We start from the raw sequence: 17,458 nt of genomic DNA, 5'->3' as shown, positions 1-17,458 counted from the left end.
TTTTGTATATTTATAATGTGAATTTCAAAACATATTCTCTTTCTAGTAAGATAGGTTCAAATCTTATATTACTAATGTTGTTAACTGTTAAAAATATAAATTAATATTATGACATATTAGAAAAACATTGTATAATTTTTATAAAACACTTTATTAAGGAGATGCTTTTATGATTATAAAAAATGAAGATGCAGTTATGCAATTCCCTGATGATAACACAAATAGAAAAATTTTAGCTAATGGAGACAGCTTATTAGGTGCAAGAGTTATATTTGATAAAACAACTACTTCAGTTGTTCCTCACACTCATCCACATGACCAATTTACATACGTATTAAAGGGTAAATTAAAATTTATAATAGATGGAGAAGAAACTATAGTAACTGCTGGAGATTCTTTACTTTTCCCTTCAAATGTCCCTCATGGATGCATTATTTTGGAAGAAGGTTCGGAATTATTAGATGTATTCACGCCAACAAGAGAAGACTTTTTAAAATAATTGCTGACCTTTTATTTTAAAACTTTATAATCTGTTTTGATTTTATATGAACAATTAAAACGGCACATCACAATGCAGCATGACAACTGTACCTGTGATGTGCTCTCAAAACGTGATTAAAAATTTTTGTTATGTAATTAAAGTTGAATGACCAGAATTATCTTCTAAGCATTTATACATACCTCTGAAGCCTGCATATTTCCTATAAATATTTATATATTTTTCTATGTATATAGTAAAAAAGTTATATATATTTATATAAAAGTATTTTTCTATATACATATATACCTTTAAAAATATATTCCTAAGAATAGCATTTAAATTCTCTTATCTAAACTTTTACTGCTTTTAATATATACATACCAGTAAACTACCCCTACCAAAATGCCGCCTCCAATTATGTTTCCTAGTGTTACAGGAATTAAGTTTTTAATAAAAAATGTTTCCCAGTTCAAGTGCTCAAGTTTTTCTGGTGTCACTCCTAACACAAGAGCCGCATCCGTTAATGCCTTGCTGTTTTTAGCCAGGACACCTGCTGGAATGTAATACATATTAGCTACACAATGCTCAAATCCTGAGGTTATAAAAAGCCATATAGGAAAAAATATAGCGAATATTTTTCCTGTCATATCTTTAGCACCATATGCCATCCACACAGCCAAACATACAAGCCAGTTACACATGATTCCAAGAAATAAACCTTGAGTAAATGTAAGCCCTACTTTATATGCCGCAATTTTTATTGTTACTGCGCCAAGCATACTATCTCCACTGTTAAAAAGACCAGACTTATTCATCATATAGGCTATAAATACAGAACCTATAAAGTTTCCGACATAAACATAAAACCAGTTTTTTAGCATTGCTTTTATACTCACTTTTTTATCTAGCACACCAGCAAGCATCATTGTATTACCCGTAAAGAGCTCTCCTCCTGCAATTAAAACCAACATGAGCCCAGTTCCAAAAACAGCACCGGCTAAAACCTTCCCTAATCCATAAGTTTCTGCCTTTGCTAAAAGGTTAAAAGATGCCATATTTGAACCCTCAGCGGCAAAGGCAATGAACGCACCTGCTAGGAATCCAAGTATAAGCATATTAATAATAGTCATCTTTGATTTCTTAATACCAGTTTGTATTATTTCTTCAGTAATTTCTAATGGTGTTAAATAATTCTTTGTACTCATTTTAAATCTACTACTCAGTTCAGACGTTACTTATTAGTTTATATTTTTACGAGTAGCTTCTCCTTTCCACATTTGGTAAATGATATTCATTATCATTTTATATAACCAGTATACTTTATTTTTTTTATATAATCAAGAAAGGATATTATATACAAGAAATTCCCGATTTGGATATCGTAAATTCTACTAGTGCAACTCTATAAGTTACTGCTTAATTCGTTATTCTTTTCAATTCATCAAACTTAGCAACTATAATATCTACCTCATTATTTACCTTAGAAAAATTACTTCTAGCTTGCTGAATATTATTTACCCTATTTTTTAATTTTTCTATTTCATCATTTGCTTCCTTCGTCAAAGAATATATCTTTTTCAGTGTATCATTCATACTTACAACTAATTCCTTTGTACCAATAGAAAGCTTTTTAACTTCATCTGCAACTACTGAAAACCCTCTCCCCGCATCACCTGCTCTTGCCGCTTCTATTGATGCATTAAGCGCTAGCAAGTTAGTTCTAGATGCAACAGCATTTATTTCAGATGAAATATTTTCTATAAATTTTGTATGATTTAAGAGATCTTCAAAGGTTGAAATGAAATTACTCACTTCATTTCCTCCTCTGCTTGCTACTTCCTCTGAAAAATTTATATTCCCCTTCATATCGTTTAATAAATTTGATATAGTTTCAATACATTCTTTAACCTGAGTTTCTTCATTATTGACTATGCTTCTATTCTCTTTCCCTTGCATTTTCTTCTCCTCCTTAAAGTTCGCTTATTAAATCATCTAAAAAACTATTTATAATACTTAAGCCTTCTTTATCATATTTGCTTAATATTTTCACAAACTTTTCATGTTCAATTTTATGAAGTATTTCATGTATTTTAAAGACTTCTTTCCCTTGTGCTGTCAAGGTATAATAAATTTCTTTTTTATTATTTTCCAAATGATTCCCTTTTATTAACTTTTTCTTTAATAACTTACTAGTAATCTTCGATATGGCACCTTTCGTCATATTTAATTCTTTTGCTATAAATGTTGAATTAGTCAATTGATTTTTTCCAATACACTCAATCGCGTGAACTTCTGAAAGCATTAGGCTCATATTGTTAAAATCTTTATGATCATTTTTGATTAACAAATCCTTCATTTCTTTCTCATGACTATCTAACGAATTATTTATATTATCAAAGGCTGCTATCAATTTATTTATTGTTATATCTATCTCAAATTTTGTATTTTCTGTTTTCATAATTCTGATCTCCTTTTAATTATTAATTTCTTTGGAAACAATTATATTATATTCTATTTCAAGCGCTTATTCAATGCATTTTCCAAAAATAGTTTACAAGGAAATAATATTGTGATATTATAATATCGTTTCCTAGGAAATTAAATATTATATTGGAGGTTATAAAATGAAAATTGATTTAAGTTTTAAAATTGAAAAAGAAATATTGGACGAGATGCTATCTTCACTAAAAACTACTAATGAAGTTGCCGAAAGATCTGGGCATGTAGGAACCCATCTAGATGTCATGGACGGAGAATTTTCAATAGACAATATCATAACAAAAGGCAAAATATTTGATATAAGCCATATCAAAACTGAAGAGGTAAAATTAGAAGATTTAGATTTAAGCAGTGTAAAAGAAAATGATTTCATATTATTTCATTCAGGAATATTAAAGCAATATGGATACGGCTCTAAAGAATATTTATCAACATACATTGAGTTATCTGATGACTTAGTAAATTATCTTATTGAAAAGAAAGTAAGTTTTATAGGTGTAGATATGGCGGGAGCTAAGAAGCCTAAAGATCATCCTCGCATTGACTCACATTGTGCGAAAAATGGCATTTTTATTATAGAAAATCTTGTTAATTTAGATTTATTGTTAAAAGAAACTCTCAATAAATCCTTCACAGTATATACTTTCCCTATAAACATGAGCGGCTTTTCTGGTCTATCTTGTAGAGTAATAGCTGAAGTATAAATTTATAGATTCCAAACTATCAAGCGTTGTGATATTTTGGGGTTGAAACTGTAATGGCCATATAGGTTTATATGTTCCTAATTAAAAAATACCCGGAGCAGTATTGTTCCGGGTATTACCTTATTCAGGATTTTAATGATGTTTACCATTTGCTTTAGCCACTTAAGTTATTGTCCGTCCTCCTCTTTTGAAGAATAGTAATTTATGCTCGACGAGAACTTAATCGTAGAGATTAAATTACTTTAATAGAATGAAGCAACTAATTGCTAATCCCTCGCGCTTTCGATTCGTCTTAGCTTCTCAGTGTCTCTAGCTGGAGGTGCACCGAAGAAGCGGGAGTACTCTCGATTAAACTGTGAGGGACTCTGATAGCCAACTTGATATGCGGCACTAGCCACTGCATAGCCCTCAAATGCCATGAGATTTCTGGCCTCCAAAAGCCTTAACTGCTTTTGAAATTGAATTGGACTTAAACCCGTTGCCTGTTTAAACTGGCGGTGAAAGGTATTTATAGCCATACCAGACTTTAATGCGATCTCACTGATGTCAATTGACTTCGTATAGTTATCGCGAAGCCATTTTACAATCTGAGAAATCTTAGAAAAATTACTTTCTCTCAAGCCAAGTTGCCTCAGATACCATCCTTGTGGCCCCATCAGAACTCGATAAAGGATTTCGCGTTCATAAACCGGTGCAAGCGCTGGAATATCTCTTGGAGTTTTTATTAATCGTAATAACCGTAACCATGCCTCCATGAATTCGATGTCTATTTCACAAGTTGCAAACTTCTCAGAAGCAGTGGGTAAGAGGCCTTCAGGAAGATCTCTCAGCAAACTCTGAAGAACATTCTGATTTAGCTCAAGGCCTAGGGACATATAAGGACTACCATCACAGCTTGGATGTACACTCGCCGTTGCAGGAACATGTATTGGCAACACGTAATATGAAGGCCCTCTCATGGCAGTACTACGTTCCCCAATTAAAAGAATTTTTGTTCCTTGAATCGTAAAACCAATCATCGGCTTGTAGAGTGCTGTGAGCTGATGTGTTGGAATGTCTCCCTTAATCATGCTTAGCCCTGGTACTCCAGTTTCAATTGGTCGAGTGCCTGCTATTTTCATTAGGTCGATAATTTCATCTAAAATTTTATTCATGCACATATTCTATCACATCACTTTCTATTTTTCAACTGAATCCCAAACCCCAGGGCATTTTTAGGCTTTTTAAAATACAAAAAGCAGCGCATAATTCGAACAATTTTAATACTAGTGATATTTTTAGGCAATAAAGTGGCACCATTAGGTCTAGTTTATTTCAGCAGAAACAGCTAAAATAAAATCAAAATTGAACAACAAAACAAGGAGGATCTTATTATGAAAATTGCAATAGTAACAGGTGGAAGTAATGGAATTGGAAAAGCAACTGCACTTGAGCTTGGGAAACGCGGAATAAGCGTCATCCTCACATACAATTCCTATAAAAACAGAGCAGAGGACATTGTTAAGGAAATTGAAAAGAATAATGGCGTTCGGGCTGTAGCACTGAAATTGGATCTGACTCAAAGATTAACATTCGAAGGTTTCGTTCAGGAAGTGAAGAGGAAGCTCAAAGAAGTTTGGAATAGAACTACTTTTGATTACTTAGTAAATAATGGTGGTGTAGGTGGACCAATGATGTTCACGGAAATGAGCGAAGAGTACTTTGACAAGATTCTTAATACGAACTTCAAAGGACCAGTTTTCTTAACGCAACATCTTGTTCGATTCATGGAAGAATCTGGATCGATTGTGAGTACCTCGAGCTCATCCAAGAACCAATCATTTCCTGGTTATTCTGCCTACGGTTCGTTAAAAGCAGCGTTGTCATCTTGGACTCGCTACATCGCCAAGGAACTTGCACCACGAAAAATTCGAGTAAACGCAGTTTCTCCTGGCCCTACTCACAGCAATTTTGGCGATGGAGCATTCGATAAACATCCCGAATTCATTAAGCCACTAGCTGATCAATCTGCATTCGGCCGAATAGGACAACCAGAAGATCTTGCTAAGGTCATTGTGAACTTATTATCTGATGATTTCGGCTGGGTAACAGCCCAAGACATCGAAGTGTCTGGCGGACACTTGCTTTAAGAAGATTAAAAAGATATAGCAACTCAAATTAATAATATTTATGGAATGGGCACTTCTGTAGGTTTAGAATAAAGTTTGATCAAAAAAACAATGACTGTAAATCCTATTTCTCCATAAAATTAAAGAATAATATTTTGAACAAAGTTTAATCAAAATATTATTCTTTCAATTTTTATCTACTTTTCTATATATTTATACTTTATTATTCTACAGTTACTGATTTAGCTAAGTTTCTTGGCTTATCTATATCGCAGCCTTTATTTCTAGCTGTGTAATAAGCTAAAAGTTGTAATGCAACTACAGCTACTATTGGTGAAACTAAGTTAAGAAGTTCTGGTATTCTTATTATCTTATCAAAAATCGATTCATCTAAATCATCATTTTCATAAGCAATAGCAATTACTTCTGCTCCTCTAGCTTTAACCTCAACTATATTACTTATCATTTTTTCTCTTAATGATTTTTGAGTTAATAAAGCTATTACTTTAGTTTTTTCTTCAATTAATGCTATTGTTCCATGCTTTAATTCTCCACCAGCATAAGCTTCTGAGTGGATATATGAAATTTCTTTAAGTTTTAATGATGCTTCTATACATAATGCGTAATCAGCACCTCTTCCTAAATAGAACACATCTTTTTCGTCAGTTAAAAGATTTGCAATTTCCTCTATTTCACTTGCTCTGTCTAAGATTACTTTAACTTTTTCAGGTACTAATAATAAAGCTTCTCTTAATTCTTTATCTAATTCCTTAGTCATTAAACCTCTTAATTCACTGAACTGCATTGCTAGTAAATACATTACAACAACTTGTGTTGTATATGCTTTAGTAGAAGCCACTGCTATTTCTGGGCCTGCCATTGTATATATTACATTGTCAGCTTCTCTAGAAATACTGCTTCCTACAACGTTAGTTATAGCTAGAGTTCTAGCTCCAACTTTTTTACAATCTCTAAGAACAGCTAATGTGTCAGCAGTTTCTCCTGATTGACTTAATGTGATTACAAGAGATTTATTAGTTACTAATGGATCTTTATATCTAAATTCTGATGCAATATCAACTTCAACTGGAATTTTTGCTAATCTTTCAATAGCTACTCTTCCCATAAGACCTGCATTATACGCAGTTCCACAAGCAATTATAAAGATTCTATCTATATTATCAAGCTCTTCTTTTGTTAACTTAAAGTCTTCAAAAGTGATATCATGATCCATTGATAATCTAGATGTCATTGTATCTCTAAGAGCTTTTGGTTGTTCGTTGATTTCCTTTAACATGAATGAATCATATCCACCTTTTTCAGCAGCATCTTCATTCCAAGTTACTTTAAATACATCTTTCTTTATTTCTGTTCCGTCAGCACTAAAAATTTTAGCGCCATCTTTATCTAATACAACGAATTCTCTATCTTCTAAAAGATAAATGTCTCTTGTATAACTAATTATTGCTGGAATATCTGAAGCGATAAATGTTTCCCCTTCTCCTAAACCTACAATTAATGGACTATCTTTTCTTACTGCAACTAATTTATCAGGTTCCTGTCCACTTACTACTCCAAGAGCATAACTTCCGTTTAATCTTTCAGTCGCTTTTACAACTGCTTTGAAAAGATCTCCTTCATAGTAGTAATGAATTAAGTTTGGTATTACTTCAGTATCTGTTTGAGATATGAATTCATATCCTTGTTCTTTAAGCCAATGTCTAAGTTCAATATAGTTTTCTATAATTCCATTATGAACTACAGTAATATCTCCTTTTGAACTTTGGTGTGGATGTGAATTAATATCTGATGGTTCTCCATGAGTTGCCCATCTAGTATGACCGATACCTATTGTTCCTTCAGCTTTACCTTCTCCTAGATTATCACTTAAATTAGTAAGACGACCTTTGTGCTTTTCGATGCTTACCTTACCTTCATTAACAACGGCAATACCAGCTGAGTCATAGCCTCTATACTCTAACTTTGATAACCCATCTACTAAAAAAGATTTTGCTGATTTACTTCCAAAATATCCAACTATTCCGCACATATTTATTCTTCCTCTCTTTTTTCACATATTAAATTTTATTCTTCTTTTAATTTCATTCTAGCCAAATAAAAAAAGGCATAATAATCCTAGAAATTAAAACTAAAACAAAGGTTTTAACACCAAGCTGAATTTGTGCTGCAAATCGCTTTACAGTTTTACCAGCCGTTTACGGTAGTGCGATACCGTGGGGCACCCGCCGAAGTTTCGATACTCCCCAACCTCGTCAACGTAAGTGAAAGTCCAAATCTTCGATTTGGTAGCTTGAACTTACTCAGCGAACGAATGTGAGTCGAGTTTCCTTTAACAAAAAACCATCTTTTCACTAACTTCATTTCTAACTGAGCATCACTTAGTCCTGGCGCTTTTTTGAATTTAAAAATTTCTCTTACCTATACTCTTCACCTCCACATTTCCTTTTATGCCTCTTTGACTATTTTATCATATTATTTTCAATTGTCTATATTAATATATATATTTAAATATTACTTTTTGGTTACATTACAAATTCATAAACATTTAATGTAATTTATTGAATTTTAATAATTATTTTTACTAATCCGACATATTTTAAGGTGGATAAAAATCCACCTTAAATTTATTTCCTATATTGCTAAAACATCTTCATAAGCTTTTTCTATTCTTTCCAATAACTCATCATCGCTTATATTAGCTACCTCTGCCACAGCGCCTTTTATGCCCTTTTCTTTTATTAGTTCTTGTAGTTTTACACATTGAGCATCCTCTTCATTCTTATAGTGAAGAGCTGCACCAACTCCTAATAATAGATTATCTACATCTAAGTCAAAGCCTTTAGCAGTCATTAATGGTTTTATTAATCTATCGCTATCACTTAATTTTCTAAGTGGCTCTCTTCCAACTCTTGATACATCATCTTTCAAATAAGGATTTTTAAATCTTCCAATGATTTTATCAATATATTTAAAATGAGCTTCTTGATCAAGTTTATGTTTTTCTACTAATCCCATTCCACTTTCTTTCATAGCATTTTTAACAACATTATATATCTTTTCATCCGCTATACTTTCATCTATTGTACTATAACCTTTCAAATTACCAATGTATGCTGTAATTGCATGCCCAGTATTTAATGTAAATAATTTTCTTTCTATATATGCCATTAAATTATCTGCTAAATTCATGCCTTCTATTGCTGGAATTTCTCCTTTAAATGCTTTTTCTTCAACATTCCATTCATAGAACTTTTCAACTACAACATCTAAGATATTTTCACTTTTTACTGGCGGAACTATTCTATCTACTGAACAATCTGGGAATCCAACAAATTCTTCTAAGTAAGCTTTTTCTTCTTCATTTAAACATTTTTCAACTTCAGCTTTTAACTGCGAACTTGCTTTTATTGCATTTTCACATGCAATAATATTTAATGGTGTTTTAATTCCAGCTTCTTTTCTAAGTTGTATTCCTTTAGCAATTGTAGGCGCTATTCTTGGCAATACCACTAGGCCTACTGCAGTAGTTATAATATCAGATTCCTTTATTTCTTGTAAAACTTCATCATTTATTGAGATAACTCCGCTTATATTTTCAACAACTACTTCTTCACACTCTACATCCATAACATGTATTGTGTATTTTTTATCTTCATTGATTTTATCGATTACTTCTTTATTCACATCTGCAAAAACTACATGATATCCAGCTTTTGAAAGTAACGCACCTATGAATCCTCTTCCTATGTTTCCTGCTCCAAATTGAATCGCCTTCATATTACATTTCTCCTTCTTCAGATATAATTTCCATTATTTCTTCTGGAGTTTTTGCATTTCTAAGTTTTTCAACGTTTTCTTCATATTGAATAGTTAAAGCTATTTGAGATAATATCTCCATATGCTCATCACCTTTTCCAGCTATTCCTATTACTATATATGCAGTGTTACCTTCGCCAAAATCTACTCCATTAGGATATTGTGCTATTACTATTCCTGTTTCAAGTATTTCCTTTTTATATTCATTCATACCGTGAGGAATCGCGACTCCATTTCCCATGTATGTTGTAACTTCTTCTTCTCTTGCTTTCATTCCTTCTATATAATTATCTTTAACGTAACCTCCATCTATTAGAAGCTTACCAACTCTTTCTATTGCTTTGTCCTTAGATTCTGACGCAACATTTAATACTATTCCTTCTTTTACTAAAATTCCTTTTTCCATTAGTCTTCCTCCTCGTTATTAATGATATTAATTAAATAATCTCTAATATCTATTGCATTACTTAGTTTTAGTGTTTCAATAAATTCTTTCTTTTCTATTAATGAAACACTTATCTTTCCAAGAATCTTAAGTATATAATTACTTTCAGCATTTCTTGCAAACATAACTATAAATGTATCTACTTGTTCTGTCGAAAAGCCTATGCTCTTCATATCTAAAGGTGTATTTATTCTATATACCCCTACAAACGGAGAAGTAATTGTATCACTTCTAGTATGTATCAGCGCTACACGGCTGCCTGGTATAACTACATTACCATTTTCTTCTCGTTTAAAAATAAGTTCTCTTATTATTTCTTTGTCTCTTGCAATATTAATTTCGCGAAGATCTTCAACTATAAAATCAATTAAATCTACAAACGACTTACTATCTGATTTCTTTAATTGAAAATTCTTCACCATATTGTTAGCCAATTCATATTCATCATTTGTGACATCATTATCTCTTGTTTCTTCGAACAATTCTGATTCTTTTTTATTATTTTTTGCTTTAAAGTTGAAAATAAAATTACTGATATTCTCTATATCGGCTTCTGTCATAAAATGAGATACAACAATCACATTTTCCTTTTCTTTAAAATTAACCGGAACCGTTGATAAGATCAAATCATATTCATTTTTATTGATTATATTATTAATATCGTGTAAAGACACAACATCTATAACACCTATATCATTGAAAAGAGCCTTTACTTTATTACATAATATTCTTGCCGTACCTATACCACTTGGGCATACAACAAGTACTTTAATATTCTTTAACCTTGCTTGCTGCTTTTGAACCGAAACGGCAATATGCATAGTTATATACCCAACCTCTTCTGGAGGGATTTTAAAATTATACCTTGAAAATACTAATCTACAGGTATTTTTTATAATCTTATATAACTCTGAATAATGTTCCTTTATTTCATTAATTAATGGGTTTATAACTTTTAATCCTAAATTTAACATGTAAAAAGTTTGCCTAAAATGTTGAGCTAAGTCCTTTATTAACTGTTCATCTTTTGCTATATCCACATGTATTTTCTTCGATATCTCTTCTGTAACTTCTTTAGAGATATTCTCATAATTGATATCTGATTCTATAAGATTATTGTTATTAAATAAAACCTTATAGTCACTCAAATATAGACACAAATAAACTAATTCATCTTCAGGTATACTTATATTATTCTTTTCTAGCACTTCACCCAAATGTTGAATTGCCTTATATTCCTGTAGCGATAGGATATTGTTTTTAATTTCATCTGGCAGAGAAATAACTTCTTCATTTTCAGTCTTTCTTATAGATAAAAGCACTTGGATGAATAGACTCAGATATTTAACATCATTCCCCTTAAGATAACCTAAATCTATTTTTCTCAATACATCCTTTACCAATTTAACAACTTCATTTCCAAAAATAACATTAAAAAAAGTTGTAATTATAGGGTCAACTTTTTCATCATATAGAAATGCTACTAAGTCCTCAAAAACTTTAAAATCAAAGAATAATTCTACTAATGTGTTTCTTTTATTCCACTCTGATCCTTGAATACTTATTCCATAACTTCGTTTTCTAATTACACATAAGTTCTTAGAAAGAAGCCTTTCTTCAATAGCATCTATATCGAGACTTATGCTTCCCATTACCACATTAAATTTATGGCAAAAGTATGATGCTTTTAAGGGTTCCTTGCTAACTAGTAATTCACAAATGATTACTATCTGTCTTTGTTCCTTACTAAATATCCATGGAATTGGAATCATTTCTAATGATTTTTTTATTTCCCCTATATTATCTTTATTTCCTGAAATACTTAAATTCATATCCTCATCATTAAATATAACTGCACCATTTTTTTTTAAATTTTTATTTATAGACGAGATTTCTCTTAAAATTGTTCTTTCGCTAATATCAAGATCCTTTTGAATCCGTTTTATATTAAACGTTCCTTCATTCAATATTGTACTTAATATAAACTGTTGCCTAGGCGTTAAATTACTCATATACTTCACCTGATTCATTTATTATTTTTTAGAGTATTTATGACTTTGTAATACATAAAACATTCTATAGAATATTAACACGAGTGTTTAAATATCGCCAATTCAGCATTTTATGTTCTTTTGTAAATAGATTTTCCAAATACAGAAGGTCTCATACTCAGTCACAAGATAAAATTATTCATTTAACTTTAGTAAAATACTAATTTCATCCTTTTAATATCAAAATAATAACATAAACGTTATCACTAAACTGTCAGGTTATCTAATATTATTACTTCTTTCACTTTCTATATTAAACCATATAAAATTCGTTTTCAATTTAAACAAGTTCAAAATTGTGATACGTTTCCAGTGACAAATTTAAAGTATATGTATTTAACTTTGAAATTTCTTCTTTAATCTGCAGTATCTCTTCTCTTATGTACATTACCTCTTTGCTTATTTGACTATCCATCATTACCATGATCCCTCTTATGTGTGTAGTGCCTTGATGAGTATTAATACTTCACCAAGGCACTTATTCCCATCAATGATTAGCTACTATTCAGCCTTATCGAAAGCATTTATAAACATTTGTTTAATTTCCTTTATTAATGGATATCTTGAATTTGCCCCTGTACATTGATTATCAAAAGCCTGCTCTGACATCTCATATAAAGTTGCATAGAATTACTTTTCTGTTACTGCAGCTTCTTCCTTAATCTCTTCTTTATTATCATAAACATTAATAAACATTTGTTTTATTTCACTTACTAATGGATATCTTGGATTTGCTCCTGTACATAGATCATCAAAAGATAATTCGGACATCTTATCTAAAGTAGCATAGAATTTCTTTTCTGTTACTCCTGCTTCTTTAATTGTCATTGGAAGATTTAACTTCATCTTTAATTCATCTATTGCCTTAATTAATGCCTCTATATTTTCGTCATCTGTTTCTCCTCCTAATTGTAGATAATCAGCCATCTTTGCATATCTAGATTTAGCACTTGGATATTTATATTGTGGGAACGCAGTTTGCTTTCTTGGATCTTCTACTGAGTTAAATTTAATTACTTCATTAATTAATATTGCATTTGCAGTTCCGTGTGGTACGTGGTGTTCTGCACCTAATTTATGTGCCATTGAGTGACATACTCCAAGGAATGCATTTGCAAATGCCATACCAGCTATTGTTGATGCATGAGCCATCTTTTCTCTTGCCTTTACATTAATTGTTCCTTCAGTGTATGCAAGTGGTAGATATTTAAATATCAATCTTGCTGCTTCTAATGCTAAACCATTAGAATAATCTGAAGCAAGAACTGATACATAAGCTTCTATTGCATGAACTAGAGCATCTATACCTGATGATGCAGTTAATCCTCTTGGCATATTCATCATTAATTCTGCATCAATGATAGCCATATTAGGAGTTAATTGATAATCAGCTAATGGATATTTTACTCCTGTCTTTTCATCAGTAATAACTGCAAATGGTGTAACTTCTGAACCAGTACCTGCTGATGTTGGTACAGCAACAAAAGAAGCTTTTTTACCAATCTTAGGCATATTGTAGATTCTCTTTCTGATATCCATAAATATCATTGCTAAATCTTCGAACGCTACATCTGGTTGTTCATAAAGAACCCACATAATTTTAGCAGCATCCATTGGTGAACCTCCACCAACTGCTATTATTGTATCAGGCTCAAAGTTAAGCATTTCTTTAGCACCTTTTCTTGCACTTTCAAGAGTTGGATCGGGCTGAACATCATAGAATATTCTATAGTCTACACCTATTTTTTCTAATACCTTAGTAACATTTTCAAGAATTCCTAAATCATATAAAATCTTATCCGTTACAATAAATGCTTTTTTCTTTTCCATATCCTTTAGTTCTTCAAGAGCCATTCCTAAACAGCCATATTTAAAGTAAATCTTTTCTGGAACCTTGAACCAAAGCATATTTTCTCTCCTTCTTGCTACACTCTTAATATTTAATAAATGCTTAACTCCAACATTTTCTGATATTGAGTTTCCCCCCCAAGAACCGCAGCCTAAAGTAAATGATGGTGCTATTCTAAAGTTATATGTATCACCTGCTGCACCATGTGAAGCTGGCATATTGACAAATGTTCTTGAAGTTTTCATTGCTGCACCAAAGGCTTCAATTCTATCTTTGCAAGTCAATTCGTTAGTATATAAAACTGAAGTATGACCCATACCGCCGTATGCTAAAATCTTGCAAGCTTTATCTAAAGCATCATCAAAAGTTTTTGCCTTGTACATAGCTAACACTGGAGATAATTTTTCGTGAGATAATGGTTCTTCAGGTCCGATTAATTCTACTTCTCCAATTAATACTTTTGTATCTTCTGGAACTTCAATTCCAGCTAATTGTGCTATTCTAAAAGCTGATTGACCAACTATATCTCCATTTATAGCACCATTTATTAATACTGTTTTTCTTACTTTATCTATTTCATCACCAGTTAAGAAATAAGTTCCTCTTTCAATAAACTCATTTTTAATTTCATCATAAACTTTATCTATTACAATAATAGCTTGTTCTGATGCACATATAACACCATTATCAAAAGTCTTTGAAAGAAGAATTGAGTTAACAGCCATTTTAATATGAGCAGTTTCATCAATGATAACTGGTGTATTACCTGCACCAACACCTAGCGCTGGTTTACCTGATGAGTAAGCAGCCTTAACCATTGCTGGCCCCCCTGTAGCAAGGATGATATCAGCTTCCTTCATAACTACTCCTGAAAGTTCAATTGATGGTTCATCTATCCAGCCTATTATTCCTTCTGGAGCACCCGCTTTAACTGCTGCATCAAGAACTATTCTAGCTGCTTCTATTGTTGACTTTTTTGCTCTCGGGTGTGGTGAGAAAATTACACCATTCCTTGTTTTTAAAGATATTAATGCTTTAAATATAGCAGTAGATGTTGGATTAGTTGTTGGAACGATCGCTGCAACAACACCAATTGGTTCTGCAACTTTGGTGATACCAAAAGCATCATCTGTTTCTAAAATGCCGCAAGTTTTTTCATTTTTATATTTATTATAAACATATTCAGACGCTAAATGATTCTTAATAACTTTATCTTCAAATATCCCCATACGAGATTCTTCTACAGCCATCTTAGCAAGTGGTATTCTTGCATCAAGCGCTGCCATTGCTGCTTCTCTGAAGATTTTGTCTACCTGCTCTTGTGTATAAGTAGCATATTTCTCTTGAGCAGCTCTAATTTGCTCCATTTTTTTCTTTAACTGATCAACATTTGTAACTTTCATTAATATTCGCCCCTTTTAAATTATTTAATATATCTTCTGGTTTATACTTTTCAATAAAACTAAACATCTCAAACATTGTTTGTTAAATATCAATCAATATTTGAGGTAAAAAAAGAAAAAATGTTTATTTTTTCCCCTCTTAAAAAGCCATTATCATGGTTTTATTTCATTTTTTCCTATTTTATAGTTAATTTTTTAACACTCGTACGCCATATTTCTAATAAGATAAACATTTATTTGAATTATGATTATTATATAATTTAATTAAATTTATACTCAATCGAATATAATATTTGACTTTTTCATAATTCTGCTTATTACCATATTAAATTGAAGATTATTTCTAAATATTCTTAGATTGATATTTTTTTAACTTTCAATCTCAAAAAAAATTAATATAATTCTCATTTAATATTTACTTGTATACAATAAAGGACACTGAAATCAGTTGTCCTTTATTGTAACCATAATTTAGTTTATTATTTTAATGTGCTTATAAACTCATCATATTTAGAACGATCTAAGAAGTTCTTAACTGTGATTATATTGGCTGTATTTGCTGATTTTTTTGCTCTTTCAACTAAGTTTTCTTGAGTAAATACTACATCAGCATCTTGCGGAATACTATCAACTGATGAATGCTTAACTGCAACATCATTAATTCCAGCATCCTTTAAAGCCTTTTTAAGAATAGATTCTCCCATTGCAGAAGATCCCATACCTGCATCACAAGCGAAAACTATTAATTTAACATCAGATTTTGATACTTTAACTGTTGTTTCTGCAGCTTTTGAACCTTTGCTTTCTGCTTTCATACCTTTCATCTTAGCTTGAGCTTCATCAATATTTCCTTCATTCTCATCATCTTTTGAAGCCTTAAGAATTACTGATCCCACTAAGAAAGATACAATCGCACCTACTGCAACTCCTGCTAAAACTGAGAAATATCCTCCTTTTGGTGTCATTGCCATTACTGCAAATATACTACCTGGTGAAGCTGGTGCTGCAAGTCCAGCATTAGTTAATACGAAAACTAAATCTGCACAGATTCCTCCAGCTATTGCTGCTACTATTAATACTGGTTTCATTAAAATGTATGGGAAGTATATTTCGTGTATTCCTCCAAGGAAGTGAATGATTATTGCTCCTGGAGCTGATTGTTTTGCATTTCCCTTACCGTATAAAGTATAAGCTAAAAGTATACCAAGCCCTGGACCTGGATTTGCTTCAAGTAAGAAGAATATTGATTTACCCACTTCTTGTGCTTGTTGTATTCCAAGTGGAGATAATATTCCATGATTAATTGCATTGTTTAAGAATAGTACCTTAGCTGGTTCAATGAAAATATCTATTAATGGTAGAAGACCCATGTTAGTAACTATAGTTGCTAAAGCACCTAATGTGTTTGAAAAAGCAGTAACTACTGGTTCAATACACGTATAACCTATAAGTGATACAATCGCACCAAATATACCAGCTGAAAAGTTATTTACTAACATTTCAAATCCTGTTGGAACTTTTCCTTCAAATAATTGATCTACCTTTTTGATTACGAATCCACCAAATGGTCCCATAATCATTGCACCTAAGAACATTGGAATAGAAGCACCTACTACAACTCCTGCTGTTGCTATTGCACCAACTACAGCACCTCTTTGACCATATACTAGTTTACCACCAGTGTACCCAATAAGTATTGGTAATAAGTAAGTTATCATTGGACCTACTAGCTTACCAAAGTATTCATTTGGAACCCATCCTGTAGGAATAAATAATGCCGTTATTAAACCCCAAGCAATAAATGCACCGATGTTAGGTAATACCATACCACTTAAAAAACTACCTAATCTTTGTACGCTTCCCTTAAGAGACGTTTTGTTAGTTTCCATAATAAAACCTCCATTTATTTAATTAATATAATTTAATATTAGTTCTTTCATTTACTATCTTAAACTATGCGTAAAACCTTTTCAATTTAAACAACTTCAAAATTGAGTCACGTTTTCAATGACAAATTTAAAATTTCTAATATTCAAGGTCTAAAAAGCCATAAACACTAAACCAAGCGTACTTTACCCCCA

14 protein-coding genes are annotated in these 17,458 nt (G+C 31.6%); 3 read left to right on the top strand and 11 right to left on the bottom strand.

The genetic code is table 11. The annotated features are described in order from the left end of the window. Nucleotides 1–169: 169 nt before the first annotated feature. Nucleotides 170–499, top strand: a complete 330-nt coding sequence (locus D2A34_RS21255; RefSeq protein WP_079437721.1) for a cupin domain-containing protein — start codon at nucleotides 170–172, stop codon at nucleotides 497–499. A 317-nt stretch (nucleotides 500–816) separates the two neighbouring features. On the opposite strand, the gene D2A34_RS21250 is transcribed toward D2A34_RS21255, so the two are convergent. The 3 genes from D2A34_RS21250 to D2A34_RS21240 all read right to left on the bottom strand — a co-directional run bounded on the left by D2A34_RS21250 (nucleotide 817) and on the right by D2A34_RS21240 (nucleotide 2,939). Continuing rightward, entirely contained in the window at nucleotides 817–1,686 is an 870-nt protein-coding gene (locus D2A34_RS21250) for a formate/nitrite transporter family protein (protein ID WP_079437720.1), read from the bottom strand. A 211-nt stretch (nucleotides 1,687–1,897) separates the two neighbouring features. After that, on the bottom strand, nucleotides 1,898–2,437 hold the full coding sequence (locus tag D2A34_RS21245) for a methyl-accepting chemotaxis protein (RefSeq protein ID WP_119367866.1): 540 nt from the start codon (nucleotides 2,435–2,437) through the stop codon (nucleotides 1,898–1,900). A gap of 13 nt (nucleotides 2,438–2,450) precedes the next feature. Next, a complete protein-coding gene (locus D2A34_RS21240) occupies nucleotides 2,451–2,939 on the bottom strand; it encodes a MarR family transcriptional regulator (RefSeq protein ID WP_119367865.1) in 489 nt (162 codons plus the stop codon). 166 nt (nucleotides 2,940–3,105) lie between these two features. Here D2A34_RS21240 and D2A34_RS21235 point away from each other — a divergent pair, with 166 nt between their 5' ends. Continuing rightward, a complete protein-coding gene (locus D2A34_RS21235) occupies nucleotides 3,106–3,684 on the top strand; it encodes a cyclase family protein (protein ID WP_119367864.1) in 579 nt (192 codons plus the stop codon). Between the two features lie 266 nt (nucleotides 3,685–3,950). Here the strand turns inward: D2A34_RS21235 and D2A34_RS21230 are convergent, their stop codons facing one another. Then, nucleotides 3,951–4,838 (bottom strand): AraC family transcriptional regulator, encoded by an 888-nt coding sequence (locus tag D2A34_RS21230; protein ID WP_119367955.1) that lies wholly within the window; start codon nucleotides 4,836–4,838, stop codon nucleotides 3,951–3,953. Nucleotides 4,839–5,057: 219 nt separating this feature from the next. Between D2A34_RS21230 and D2A34_RS21225 the strand changes: the two genes are divergently transcribed. Further along, nucleotides 5,058–5,813, top strand: coding sequence for an SDR family NAD(P)-dependent oxidoreductase (locus tag D2A34_RS21225; RefSeq protein ID WP_119367863.1), 756 nt, complete (start codon nucleotides 5,058–5,060; stop codon nucleotides 5,811–5,813). 202 nt (nucleotides 5,814–6,015) lie between these two features. On the opposite strand, the gene glmS is transcribed toward D2A34_RS21225, so the two are convergent. The 7 genes from glmS to D2A34_RS21195 all read right to left on the bottom strand — a co-directional run bounded on the left by glmS (nucleotide 6,016) and on the right by D2A34_RS21195 (nucleotide 17,266). Next, entirely contained in the window at nucleotides 6,016–7,842 is a 1,827-nt protein-coding gene (gene glmS / locus D2A34_RS21220; RefSeq protein ID WP_079437715.1) for a glutamine--fructose-6-phosphate transaminase (isomerizing), read from the bottom strand. Nucleotides 7,843–8,444: 602 nt separating this feature from the next. After that, complete coding sequence (locus D2A34_RS21215) at nucleotides 8,445–9,590, bottom strand: mannitol-1-phosphate 5-dehydrogenase (protein ID WP_119367862.1); 1,146 nt, start codon at nucleotides 9,588–9,590, stop codon at nucleotides 8,445–8,447. A 1-nt stretch (nucleotide 9,591) separates the two neighbouring features. Beyond that, the gene (locus D2A34_RS21210; protein ID WP_079437713.1) at nucleotides 9,592–10,035 is read right to left on the bottom strand and encodes a PTS mannitol transporter subunit IIA; all 444 of its coding nucleotides are present in this window, start codon (nucleotides 10,033–10,035) and stop codon (nucleotides 9,592–9,594) included. Continuing rightward, entirely contained in the window at nucleotides 10,035–12,086 is a 2,052-nt protein-coding gene (locus D2A34_RS21205; RefSeq protein ID WP_119367861.1) for a BglG family transcription antiterminator, read from the bottom strand. Before D2A34_RS21205 ends, D2A34_RS21210 begins: the two co-directional genes overlap by 1 nt. A 319-nt stretch (nucleotides 12,087–12,405) precedes the next feature. Further along, the gene (locus tag D2A34_RS26895) at nucleotides 12,406–12,543 is read right to left on the bottom strand and encodes a hypothetical protein (protein WP_169896714.1); all 138 of its coding nucleotides are present in this window, start codon (nucleotides 12,541–12,543) and stop codon (nucleotides 12,406–12,408) included. 212 nt (nucleotides 12,544–12,755) lie between these two features. Then, nucleotides 12,756–15,377 (bottom strand): bifunctional acetaldehyde-CoA/alcohol dehydrogenase, encoded by a 2,622-nt coding sequence (gene adhE / locus D2A34_RS21200; protein WP_119367860.1) that lies wholly within the window; start codon nucleotides 15,375–15,377, stop codon nucleotides 12,756–12,758. Nucleotides 15,378–15,856: 479 nt separating this feature from the next. After that, nucleotides 15,857–17,266 (bottom strand): PTS mannitol transporter subunit IIBC, encoded by a 1,410-nt coding sequence (locus tag D2A34_RS21195; protein WP_079437710.1) that lies wholly within the window; start codon nucleotides 17,264–17,266, stop codon nucleotides 15,857–15,859. Between the last annotated feature and the right edge of the window lie 192 nt (nucleotides 17,267–17,458).

The organism is Clostridium chromiireducens (assembly GCF_003575225.1).
GTDB lineage: Bacteria > Bacillota > Clostridia > Clostridiales > Clostridiaceae > Clostridium > Clostridium chromiireducens.
Note: the sequence above shows the minus strand (reverse complement) of the source record. Positions and strands in the feature narration are given on the sequence as shown.

Excerpts from the sequence above, each read along its gene's own strand:
- D2A34_RS21255 (WP_079437721.1), top strand. The coding sequence starts at position 170 with ATGATTATAAAAAATGAAGATGCAGTTATGCAATTCCCTGATGATAAC.
- D2A34_RS21250 (WP_079437720.1), bottom strand. The coding sequence starts at position 1,686 with ATGAGTACAAAGAATTATTTAACACCATTAGAAATTACTGAAGAAATA.
- D2A34_RS21245 (WP_119367866.1), bottom strand. The coding sequence starts at position 2,437 with ATGCAAGGGAAAGAGAATAGAAGCATAGTCAATAATGAAGAAACTCAG.
- D2A34_RS21240 (WP_119367865.1), bottom strand. The coding sequence starts at position 2,939 with ATGAAAACAGAAAATACAAAATTTGAGATAGATATAACAATAAATAAA.
- D2A34_RS21235 (WP_119367864.1), top strand. The coding sequence starts at position 3,106 with ATGAAAATTGATTTAAGTTTTAAAATTGAAAAAGAAATATTGGACGAG.
- D2A34_RS21230 (WP_119367955.1), bottom strand. The coding sequence starts at position 4,838 with ATGAATAAAATTTTAGATGAAATTATCGACCTAATGAAAATAGCAGGC.
- D2A34_RS21225 (WP_119367863.1), top strand. The coding sequence starts at position 5,058 with ATGAAAATTGCAATAGTAACAGGTGGAAGTAATGGAATTGGAAAAGCA.
- glmS (WP_079437715.1), bottom strand. The coding sequence starts at position 7,842 with ATGTGCGGAATAGTTGGATATTTTGGAAGTAAATCAGCAAAATCTTTT.
- D2A34_RS21215 (WP_119367862.1), bottom strand. The coding sequence starts at position 9,590 with ATGAAGGCGATTCAATTTGGAGCAGGAAACATAGGAAGAGGATTCATA.
- D2A34_RS21210 (WP_079437713.1), bottom strand. The coding sequence starts at position 10,035 with ATGGAAAAAGGAATTTTAGTAAAAGAAGGAATAGTATTAAATGTTGCG.
- D2A34_RS21205 (WP_119367861.1), bottom strand. The coding sequence starts at position 12,086 with ATGAGTAATTTAACGCCTAGGCAACAGTTTATATTAAGTACAATATTG.
- D2A34_RS26895 (WP_169896714.1), bottom strand. The coding sequence starts at position 12,543 with ATGATGGATAGTCAAATAAGCAAAGAGGTAATGTACATAAGAGAAGAG.
- adhE (WP_119367860.1), bottom strand. The coding sequence starts at position 15,377 with ATGAAAGTTACAAATGTTGATCAGTTAAAGAAAAAAATGGAGCAAATT.
- D2A34_RS21195 (WP_079437710.1), bottom strand. The coding sequence starts at position 17,266 with ATGGAAACTAACAAAACGTCTCTTAAGGGAAGCGTACAAAGATTAGGT.